Annotated in this window: 11 protein-coding genes and 1 CRISPR repeat array; of the genes, 5 read left to right on the top strand and 6 right to left on the bottom strand. The window is 69.0% G+C overall.

The window, feature by feature from the left end; genetic code table 11:
• Nucleotides 1-137: 137 nt before the first annotated feature.
• The 4 genes from menD to QM619_RS05695 are packed head-to-tail and all read right to left on the bottom strand — an operon-like array spanning nt 138 to nt 4,705.
• The gene (gene menD, locus QM619_RS05680; RefSeq protein WP_415105210.1) at nt 138-1,757 is read right to left on the bottom strand and encodes a 2-succinyl-5-enolpyruvyl-6-hydroxy-3-cyclohexene-1-carboxylic-acid synthase; all 1,620 of its coding nucleotides are present in this window, start codon (nt 1,755-1,757) and stop codon (nt 138-140) included.
• Complete coding sequence (locus QM619_RS05685; protein WP_415105212.1) at nt 1,754-2,704, bottom strand: o-succinylbenzoate synthase; 951 nt, start codon at nt 2,702-2,704, stop codon at nt 1,754-1,756. The genes menD and QM619_RS05685 overlap by 4 nt, the downstream gene beginning before the upstream one ends.
• Nucleotides 2,705-3,583, bottom strand: a complete 879-nt coding sequence (locus QM619_RS05690) for a 1,4-dihydroxy-2-naphthoate polyprenyltransferase (RefSeq protein ID WP_415105215.1) — start codon at nt 3,581-3,583, stop codon at nt 2,705-2,707.
• On the bottom strand, nt 3,584-4,705 hold the full coding sequence (locus tag QM619_RS05695; RefSeq protein ID WP_415105218.1) for an AMP-binding protein: 1,122 nt from the start codon (nt 4,703-4,705) through the stop codon (nt 3,584-3,586).
• Nucleotides 4,706-4,780: 75 nt separating this feature from the next.
• On the opposite strand from QM619_RS05695, the gene QM619_RS05700 reads away from it, so the two are divergent.
• From QM619_RS05700 to QM619_RS05715, 4 genes are all read left to right on the top strand, one after another.
• Nucleotides 4,781-5,026: a PLDc N-terminal domain-containing protein gene (locus QM619_RS05700; RefSeq protein ID WP_415105221.1), complete on the top strand. Its 246-nt coding sequence runs from the start codon at nt 4,781-4,783 to the stop codon at nt 5,024-5,026.
• A gap of 194 nt (nt 5,027-5,220) precedes the next feature.
• Entirely contained in the window at nt 5,221-5,877 is a 657-nt protein-coding gene (locus QM619_RS05705; RefSeq protein ID WP_415105224.1) for a transglycosylase SLT domain-containing protein, read from the top strand.
• 156 nt (nt 5,878-6,033) lie between these two features.
• Nucleotides 6,034-6,912: a M48 family metallopeptidase gene (locus QM619_RS05710; RefSeq protein ID WP_415105227.1), complete on the top strand. Its 879-nt coding sequence runs from the start codon at nt 6,034-6,036 to the stop codon at nt 6,910-6,912.
• Between the two features lies 1 nt (nt 6,913).
• A complete protein-coding gene (locus QM619_RS05715; RefSeq protein ID WP_415105230.1) occupies nt 6,914-7,687 on the top strand; it encodes a hypothetical protein in 774 nt (257 codons plus the stop codon).
• 2 nt (nt 7,688-7,689) lie between these two features.
• Here QM619_RS05715 and QM619_RS05720 read toward each other — a convergent pair whose 3' ends face one another.
• Together QM619_RS05720 and QM619_RS05725 are read right to left on the bottom strand one after the other, a co-directional pair.
• Complete coding sequence (locus QM619_RS05720) at nt 7,690-8,337, bottom strand: nucleotidyl transferase AbiEii/AbiGii toxin family protein (RefSeq protein ID WP_415105233.1); 648 nt, start codon at nt 8,335-8,337, stop codon at nt 7,690-7,692.
• On the bottom strand, nt 8,338-8,682 hold the full coding sequence (locus QM619_RS05725; RefSeq protein ID WP_415105236.1) for a hypothetical protein: 345 nt from the start codon (nt 8,680-8,682) through the stop codon (nt 8,338-8,340).
• Between the two features lie 255 nt (nt 8,683-8,937).
• Here QM619_RS05725 and QM619_RS05730 point away from each other — a divergent pair, with 255 nt between their 5' ends.
• The gene (locus QM619_RS05730) at nt 8,938-9,105 is read left to right on the top strand and encodes a hypothetical protein (RefSeq protein WP_415105239.1); all 168 of its coding nucleotides are present in this window, start codon (nt 8,938-8,940) and stop codon (nt 9,103-9,105) included.
• Nucleotides 9,106-9,275: 170 nt separating this feature from the next.
• A CRISPR array of direct repeats spans nt 9,276-9,600; the repeat unit is 37 nt; unit sequence GTTTCTATTCGCTCTTCCGCGAGATGTGGTCTGTGAC.
• Nucleotides 9,601-9,734 lie beyond the last annotated feature (134 nt).

Raw genomic sequence — 9,734 nt, forward strand, 5'->3', positions numbered from 1 at the left:
CTCAACATCAACCCAAGATTCACCGGGAACCGTCCCCAGTGACCAAGAGAACCGTCTCCGGTAACCGAAAGAACCGTCCCCAGTCAGGCGAAATTCGAACGCGGAAGAACCGTCCCCGGCGTGCGACGGGGGGCGGGTCAGGAGGGGAGGTCGGCGGCGAGAGAGTTGAGGCGGTCGTTCAGGGCGCGGCGTCCGGAGCGGTCGACGGTCACGACGAGGACCTCGACGCCGTGAATCGGACGGCGGAGCGCGGCGGTGAGTTCGGCGACGGCGGTCACCCGCAGGGCTCGGACGCCGTGGGCTTCGGCGAGGCGGGCCAGGTCCACGCCGGGTGGGGTCGCGAAGACGCGCTCGAACGATCCGGCGTACCGGGGGTCGCCGTATTCGAGGGTGGCGAAGATGCTGCCGCCGGAGTCGTCGGCGACCACGACACGCAGATCCGGACGCCGTTCGCCCAGCCCGGCGGCCAGGCCGTTGCCGTCGTGCAGGAAGGTCAGGTCGCCGCAGAGCAGGGTCAGCGGTTCATCGGACGCCAGCGCGATGCCGACCGCGGTGGAGATCGTGCCGTCGATGCCGGCCAGGCCACGGTTGGCGAACACCCGCGCCGCCCCGCCAGGCGCCAGGTCGGCGTCCCGGATCGGCTGGCTGTTGCCGAGCATCAGCAGTCCGTCGCCGACCGCCTCGACCACCGCGGACGCCACGGCCGGCCCGGTCAACACCACCTGCTCAGCAAGCACCGCATCGACCCGTGCGGCCACGACGGCGTCCGCGGCCTGCCACCGCGCCAGCCACTCGGCGCCCTCGGGCGACACACCTGACTCCGCCCGCAAACCAGGCACGACCAACGTCGCCTGCCATCCGGCATCCGGCCACTCCGGGGCGGCGCTGACCACAGCGACCTCGACATTATCCCTTGCCAACAGCCTATTCACCGGACGCGACAAGGTCGGGTGCCCGAATACCACGACCCGTTCCACGTCGTCGGCGAGCGGCGAGCCGAGCAGCAGCCGTCCGGTCCGCAAGGCCGTGGCCCGCGCATTGCTGGAGGGTTCGGCCACCAACGGCAAGCCCGCCGCGGAGGCGAATTCGGCGGCCTGGCGTCCGACCTCGACCGAGGCGTCCCCGCAGATCACCACGGTCCGCGGCCCGGCCGGCAAAGGCACCGCCCCGAGCGCACCCACCGGCTCCTGCATCACCGGGCGCACCGACGGCACCGCGATGTCGTCGACCAGCGGCTGATCGAGTTCCACGTTCAGCTGCACCGGTCCCGGATTCCGGCTGCCCAGCCCGGCCGCGAGCAGGCAGCCGCGGGCCGTCTGCGCCGCCCAGGACGCCGCCGGCGCCGCCGACGACACCCGCGCCGACCAGCGCACGAACGGCTGGAAGAGCCGGGACTGATCGGTGGTCTGGTTGGCCGCGAAACCGACCAGCGCGGCAGGCCGGTCGGCGCTGACCACCAGCAGCGGGACGCCGCCGTGGTGCGCCTCCATCACGGCCGGCATCAGGTTGCCGACCGCCGTCCCGGACGTCGTCACCACCGGCACGACCCGTCCGGACGCCTTCGCCAGGCCGAGCGCCAGGAAGCCGGCGCTGCGCTCGTCGAAGCGGACGTGCAGCCGCAGGCGTCCGTCGGCCTCGGCACGGGCCAGCGTCAACGCGAGGGGGGCGCTGCGGGAGCCCGGCGCGAGCACGGCGTCCGTCACGCCCTGGGCACACAGTTGCGCCACGATCGTGCCGGCGCACACCGACGAGCTCACCAGGTTCCCTCTTCCACTTCGGACAGCCGCCGGCGCCACCACTGGTCCAGTTCGTCCGCTGCCCGCCAATCATTGCCGCTGGGGACGACCCGGCGCACCTCGATCGCGCCATCGACGGCCGCCAGCGGCCGATCGGTGACGTCGCGGGCCAACAGTGCGACCGTGTTCAGCCCGCAGGCGTACGGCAATTCAGGCAGTGCGGCGGCCAGAGCGACGCCGGCCGCGATGCCCACCGAGCTTTCCAACGCCGACGACACCACCACCGGCATGGCCAGCCGTTCGGCCAGCTCCAGGCAGGCCCGGACGCCTCCCAGCGGCTGCACCTTCAGCACCGCGACATCCGCGGCGTCCAGGGCCGCGACCTGTTCCGGATCGCCGGACCGCCGAATCGACTCGTCGGCCGCCACCGGGACGTCGACGCCCGACCGGGCCAGCCGCACCCGCAGCTCGGCCAGTTCTTCGACGCCGGCGCACGGCTGCTCGGCATATTCGAGGTCGAAGCGGGCGAGTGCGCGCAACGCCCGGACGGCCTCGTCCACGTCCCAGGCGCCGTTGGCGTCGATGCGCACCCGTCCGGACGCCCCGAGCGCGTCGCGCACCGCCTCCACCCGCGCCATGTCGTCGGCGAGCGACTGGCCGCGTTCGGCGACCTTGACCTTCGCCGTCCGACAGCCCCCGGCCAGGGCGAACGCCCCGGCGCGTTCGGCGTCCACGGCCGGGACGATGCTGTTCACCGGCACCCGCGACCGGACGGGCGCCGGCCAGCCCACCTCGGCCGCCTCGAGCGCGGCCCGCCACCAGGCGTCGATCTCGGGCCGGGTGTATTCGGGGAACGGACTCCACTCCCCCCAGCCGGCAGCGCCCTGCAACACAATGCCGGAACGCCTCGTGACGCCCCGAAAACACGTTGTCAGCGGGACGTCGTAGGTGACGGTGAGAGGCCGCATTCAGCCCCCGATCAGCAGGCCGAGCGCCATTCCGGCGGCGGTCGCCAACTCGCCGAGCCCGACCAGTTTCAGCACTTTGATCAGCGCACGTCCGGTTCCGCCCAAGAGCACCAGGCGCACCGGTCCGGCCAGCAAGATCACCGCGAGCAGTCCGAGCAGCGCCCAGCGGGTGGTCAGCAGCGCCACCACCACGACGCCGGCCAACGCGACGACGACCAGTCCGGTGAAGAACCAGCGGGTGCCCAAATCGCCGAGCCGGGTGGCCAGCGTCCGTTTGCCGACGGCGGCGTCCCCGCGCAGGTCGCGCAGATTGTTGGCGACCAGGATCGCGCAGGCCAGCGCGCCGATCGCGACCGCCGCCGCCCAGGTCGCCGCGGTGGTGTGCCCGACCTGCACCAGCACGGTGCCGCCGACCGCGATCAGGCCGAAGAACACGAAGACGAACAACTCCCCTAGTCCGAGGTAGCCGTAGGGACGGCGTCCGCCGGTGTAGAACCAGGCTGCGGCGATCGCGGCGACCCCGACGGCCAGCAGCCACCACAGCTGGGTGAGCAGCACCAAACCCAGTCCGGCGAGGGCTGCCACCCCGAAGCTCGCGAATGCGGCGGCCTTGACGCTGCCGGGTGTGGCGGCGCCGGAACCCACCAGCCGCATCGGACCGACCCGGTCGGCGTCCGTGCCGCGAATGCCGTCGGAGTAGTCGTTGGCGTAGTTGACGCCCACCTGCAGGGCCAGCGCGACGACCATGCAGAGCAGTGCCAGGGGCAGCGAGAACGCGCCTTCGAAGGCGGCGATGCCGCTGCCGGCGAGCACCGGGGACACGGCGGCCGGCAGGGTCCGCACCCGGGCACCTTCCAGCCATTGACTCGATGTCGCCACTCAGCTCCCTTCGGCCCACACCGCGCGCAGGCTCCGCCGATCGATCTTGCCAGTGGAGGTTCGGGGCAGGCCAGCGACCCGGCGCAGCAGGCGCGGAACGGCGGCGGGTTCGAGGCCTCCGGCGAGCCGGGCGCGGCAGTCGTCGACGCTCAGCGGCAGTTCGGTGAGGGCGACGATCAGGGTGCCCCAGCGTTCGTCGGGGACGCCGAGCAGCGCGACCGCGCCCGGCCCGAAGACGGCGTCCGCGGCCCGCTGGGCGCGTCCCAGATCGACGTTGACGCCGCCGGTGATGACGACGTCGTCGAGGCGTCCGAGCACCTGGAGCCGGCCGTCGCTCCACCGTCCCCGGTCGTGGGTGCGCAGGGTGCGGACGCCGTCCGGATCGACGCGCAGGGCCGCCGCGGTGGCGTCCGGGTCGCACCGGTAGCCGGAGAAGACGCTGGCGGCGGCGATCTCGATCCGTTCGTCGGCGCCGATGGCGACGCGGACGCCGTCCAGCGGGACGCCGTCATAGACGCAGCCGCCGCAAGTTTCGGCCATGCCGTAGGTGGCCACCAGGTTGATCCCGGCTTGTTTTCCCTTTGCGAGAAGCCCTGCGGGGATCGCCGAGCCGCCGATCAGGACGGCATCGAACCTGGTCAGCGCTGTGATGATGGTCGCATCGTCGAAGGCGCGATGGAGTTGGGCGGCGACCACCGAGAGGTAGTTGCGGCCCGGTTCGAGCGGCAGGTCGGACAGATCGGACGCCGCGACGCTGAACCGGGTGCCGGCGACGGCCGCGCGGGCCGCGGTCATCAGGCCGGCGACGTAGTGCAGCGGCAGCGGACAGACCCAGTTGCCCGCGCCGCCGAGTCGCCGATGGGTGGCTTCGACGGACGCCCGCATCGCCGCCCTGGACAACAGCACCCCCTTGGGATCGCCGGTCGATCCGGAGGTGCCGATCAGCACACCGATGTCGGCATCGAGGTCCGTGTCGGCTAGTGAACCGGTGGTTGAGCTAGTCAGATTCCAGGACGCCGGCACGGACGCCTGGTCGGCGACCACGGCGATCGGCGGCCCTCCGGCGAGGACGTCGGCGACGGCCGCCGGCACCTCCGGACCGCTGATCACCCGCGTCTGCACCTGTTCACCCTAGGAGGTTCCCCGGCCGGGACAGAAGTCGGACTGATGCCCGCCCGATGCGGGTAGATTAGGCCCATGGCGCGAGTCCTTACGCTGGTGGTGCTGGCACTGCTGGTCGTGTACTGCCTGGTCGAGGTGGCCCAGGCCGATCCCGACCGCGTCCGCCAACTGCCCCGCTGGCTGTGGGTGGCCGTGATCATCCTGCTGCCCGGCCTCGGCGCCATCGCCTGGCTACTGGTCGGACGCCCCGTCCGCCGCGAGCCGCCACCCCGTCGTCCGCGAGCCCCCGACGACGACCCCGACTTCCTCCGCGGCCTGTAACCAGCCGGTCGCTGGTCGAGCTTGTCGAGACCCGTCACCGCTGGTCGAGCTTGTCGAGACCCGTCACCGCTGGTCGAGCTTGTCGAGACCCGTCAGCTCCAGCAACCTCAACGACACGCGAAGAACCGCTCAGCGTTTCCCGAGGACGCGCCCGCGGGGTGTGACGATCACGGATCGTGTGGCACTCTCGACGAGTGTCCACCCTCCTTCGCACCGGCGTGGCGGTCGTCGCCGCGCTGATGGTGACGTCCGGTATCGCGGGTTCGGCCCAGGCCGCGCCGCTACCAGGCGAGCAACCGAGCCCGAGGCCGATCGGCAGCGAACGGAGCGTCCAGGAGGCGTCGCGCGACACCGAACGTCCGGCGCTGCTGCCCGAGTTGGCTCGCGCGCTCGACAGCCGGCAGGCGGCGCTCAGCAAGATTCAGGTGGACATCGCCGCGCAGGCGCGTGCACTGCAGGTCAGCGAGTTCGTCAAGCAACGTGCCGCGGCCGAGAAGGCGGTCCGGTACGCGGACGAGGTGAAGAAGCTCGGCTATGACCCGAAGAAGACGCCGCCCCGCGACATCGCGAAGAAGATCATGCTCGACACATATGACTGGGGCAAAGACCAGTTCGGCTGCCTGAACAAGATATTCACGCAGGAATCGGGTTGGAAGTGGAACGCCACGAACCCGTCCTCAGGCGCCTACGGCATTCCGCAATCGCTGCCGGCCAACAAGATGGCCAGCGAGGGCGACGACTGGAAGACGAACCCGGCTACCCAGATCAAATGGGGCTTGAAGTACATTAAACAGCGGTACGGCACGCCGTGTCAGGCCTGGTCGTTCAAGCGTGGAGCGGGCTGGTACTGACCCCCGGTCCGAGACGCGCATCCGAGCCTCACTACCCCAATCACACATTCTGAGTCAATCCTGAGTTGCGAGAACCCGACTCTATTCTTGGTTGTCACTAAGAACTGCCCGGACAAACCGCGCACATAAACCGAGCCGACACTCTACAGTCGCCATGTGCTTTACCGTCTCGCCCCCAAGCTCGTCCTTTGGATTTTCCCTGTCGTCGTTGTGGCCCTGATCGCCGGCACTGTGATGGGCATCCTGGCAGCCAGCGATGCCTTCTTCGGGGGCGACGGTGTCGTGCCGATGCTGCAGATTCTGGTCATTCCGCTGGTGGTCGCGCTGTTCTTCGGCGTCCGTGCCGCGATCATCTACAAACCCGAGCCGGCTGAGGGCATCGAGGTCTCGCCCGTGGAACATCCGCAGCTGTGGGCCGAGGTTGCCGAGCTGGCGGCGCTCGCCCAGACCGCGCCACCGAACCGCATCGTGATCGTCCCGGAGGTCAACGCGTCCGTCACCGAGGCCGCCGGGCGTCGAGAGCTCGAGCTGGGCCTGCCGCTGATCGCCACCTTCACCCGTGGTGAGCTGCGTGCCGTCCTCGCCCACGAGTTGGGGCAATTCGCCGGCGGCGACACCGCCGAGCTGTCGCGGATCATCCGCCGGCTGGTGCTTCTGCACCAAGTCCGAAAGAAGGCCGGCGTGCTGTGGCGGTGGTTCTTCACCCTCTATGCCCGCGCCTATGCGATCGCGGCCGGACCGGCCTCCCGCGAGGCCGAGTTGCGCGCCGATCAGCTGTCGGTGCTGGCGGCGGGTCCGCGGACGGCGTCCGAGGCGATGCGGGCGATCGTCCGCGCCGACCTGACCTGGCAGGTGCTCGAAGAGGACTACCTGTGGCTGTTCGAGGCCGCAACACGGGCCGGCGCCACGGACCCGGCGACGGCGTACGACCCCAATCTGCCGGCCTACGAACTGCTCACCGGCGGCGGAGGGTGGCTGGACGCGGCGGAGGGCGAGCTGTCGATCCGGAACTGGCCGCTGGTGTCCGTGGCATGAGGTGATCGTTCGTAGCGTTCAGCAGCAACTCGCCGCCGAGGCCGAGCAGACCGCCGCACGGGTTCGCCGCAACGGACTGGGCGACGGTCGGCTGCATTCGCTGCTGGCGCTGATCGACCAACCCGAGCCTGACACCGATCCCGAGGACACCGTGGCGATCCTGTTCGCGCCGGTGCTGTCGGCGTTGCTCGCCGTGGGCGCCGCTCAGGTGGTCCCGTCGTGGACCACCGAAGCCAGTTTCGCCGCACCGGACGGCTCCGATCTCGGCCTCAGGGAGCGCCTCACCGCAGCGGTTCAGGCGCGCAACAGCAGCCAGCTGCGGGCCTGGCTGGCGTCGCTCGGTGTCGACGTGATGAGCGCCCGCGCCGTTACCACCGTTCCTCAATGGCTGGCGGCCGCCAGTCACATAACCGGTCCGTGGCATGGACGCCGCGACGTGCACGTGTGGACGACCGGCGTCCTCGCGCTGCCGCTCGACAAGGCCACGATCAAGGAGAACAAGGAGCAGTTCTCGGACAACCACCAGCACCCGCGTCTCTACTACGCACGCTCGGAGGGCATCGAGGCCGGACGCCGCCAGCCCGACGCCCTCTGGTGGGACGCCACCCCCATCGTCGGCTCCGAAGTCTCCGGCCGGATGAAGCCCCGCTTCACCGTCACATTCGCCGACCGGACGACGATCACCCTGGCCAGCACGCTGGAGACCGCCTACATCGAGTCCCTCGAAGAGATGAGCGACGCGGTGAACTACCTGGGAGCACCCAAAGACCACTGAAGCTACAGGGGGTCGATGTCGTCGGCCCAGGCGGCGAACCGGGCGATGAGCCGGGTGCGCTCGTCGGCGTCCACGCCGTAGCGCGCGAACGTGCGTTCGTCGTACCGGTCGGCTCCTCTGAACCGGACGGCGAGCATACGGCGGTCAAGGGGTGTTGCCTCGAGTCGATCCGCAATGGCGAGGACGTCCTCGCGGCTGAATCTGTCCGAGTCGATGACCATCGCGATGTCGATGTAGTCACGGGCTTCGCCTCGGGACCAGAGGGCTGACATCTTTCCGCCTACCGCGTCCCGTGCGTCGAGTACTGGACCGATGTCGAGTGTCGCCGGTGGAAATGCTCTGAAGTCGAGTCCGAGTTGGACGTTGCTGGTTTCGCCGGTTGCCGAGTCGGTCACATGAAGATCGGCGAACGTGGGTCGGATGCGCTCGTCCTCCACCTCGAGGCTGTGGCTCAGGTATGCCTGCCGGAGGCGACCGACGGCGACCGCGAACTGATCGGGATCTGGCCGGTCGGTGAACAGGTCGACGTCTTCCGAGGGACGGTCACCCATTCCGTTCGCCGAGATGGCATACCCGCCGGCCAGTACGAACCCGAAATCGGACGTGGCCAAGAGGCCGATCTTGGCGAGGCGGCGGTGGAACGGCAGCATCTACGAGGCCTTCTGCCGCGAGGCTTCTGCCAACTCGGCGAACCTGCTTTCCCAGATGGTGCGGCAACGAGTGGGCAGATTCAGGTCGGGCCACAGCGCGATCAGCAGGCTTCGGTCGAGGATCGCCGCCTGTTCAACAGGCAGCCCGTCTCGGACCGTCGCGCTGTAGAGGCTCCATCGTTGGCTGGGATCGTCCAAGTCGTAGACAGGATCCGGGCTGGTATCGATGCGTGGGCGCACCGTCACGACACCCGAGGTCGGTCCGTGGAGATCACTCAGAGACTCAGGCATGTCGTACGGAATCGTCTGTTCGAACCGAAATCCACGCGGAACCGTAGCGCTCATGACGCCCTCCCTTCCCGGCTCATCCGTCGTTCTAATCTACCGGGTCGGCTGCCGGCGCACCCTTGACCTGGCTGCCACCGATCGGCTCAACGTCGCAAGCAATGATCAGAACCTCCGGATAGCGCTCGGCACGGCTGCCTGAAGTAGATCTGCCTCCCGAACGAGATCGAAGCCCATGGTCACGTTCATACCTGGGCCGCCCTGGCGTGCCTTCAGAAAGCCGCGTCAAGGCCCGAGGTCGTTGACGACGCCTCCGTGTCCAGCGACACCGTGTCTCGCCCATTGCTGGGCGAGGTCGTCCGCGACGGCGCCCGGCAGATTCTTGCAGCGGCGCTTCGGGACGACGTCGCGGCCACCGTGGACGAGGTCCACGAGTCCGGTCATCGGCTGCTGGCCCGAAACAGCTTGCGTGCCCAGCGTTAGATCACGACCGCCGCTGGACCACTGCGCACCAAGCCGGAAACCCAATGAGCCTGGACGCTATCGCGATATCCCGGACGCCAAGCTGCAGGGGAACCCAGCGACCCCCTGCCGCAGCCGAACCATGCGAAGGTCGACCCCTCGAATTGGCGCTCGCGCGCAGGAGGCGCTCGTTTCCTATTCGCTCTTTCGCGAGATGTGGTCTGTGACAGAAGATCGCGGCCATCATGGAGGCTGGATTGTTTCTATTCGCTCTTCCGCGAGATGTGGTCTGTGACCCGACAAGTCGGTGGTGATCGAGAGCTACTGCAGTAGTTTCTATTCGCTCTTCCGCGAGATGTGGTCTGTGACGTGGTCTCCCTGTACCTGGTGGACTTCGGCGGCGCCGTTTCTATTCGCTCTTCCGCGAGATGTGGTCTGTGACGGCTCGTAGCGGTTCGGCTGTTTTTGCAGCCCACTGCGTTTCTATTCGCTCTTCCGCGAGATGTGGTCTGTGACGTTATGAGGCTCTTCCTACTTGGGGTGGGGGTGTGAGCGACACGCGGTAGCGGGGTCCGCGTGATCGGGGTCGAGGCCTTCCAAGATCGGCAGTTCTGAGCTGATCGAACCGGAAGGCCTCGACGTGTCCGAGC

Origin of the sequence: Micropruina sp. (assembly GCF_047606665.1) — a bacterium.
Taxonomy (GTDB): Bacteria; Actinomycetota; Actinomycetes; order Propionibacteriales; family Propionibacteriaceae; genus Micropruina.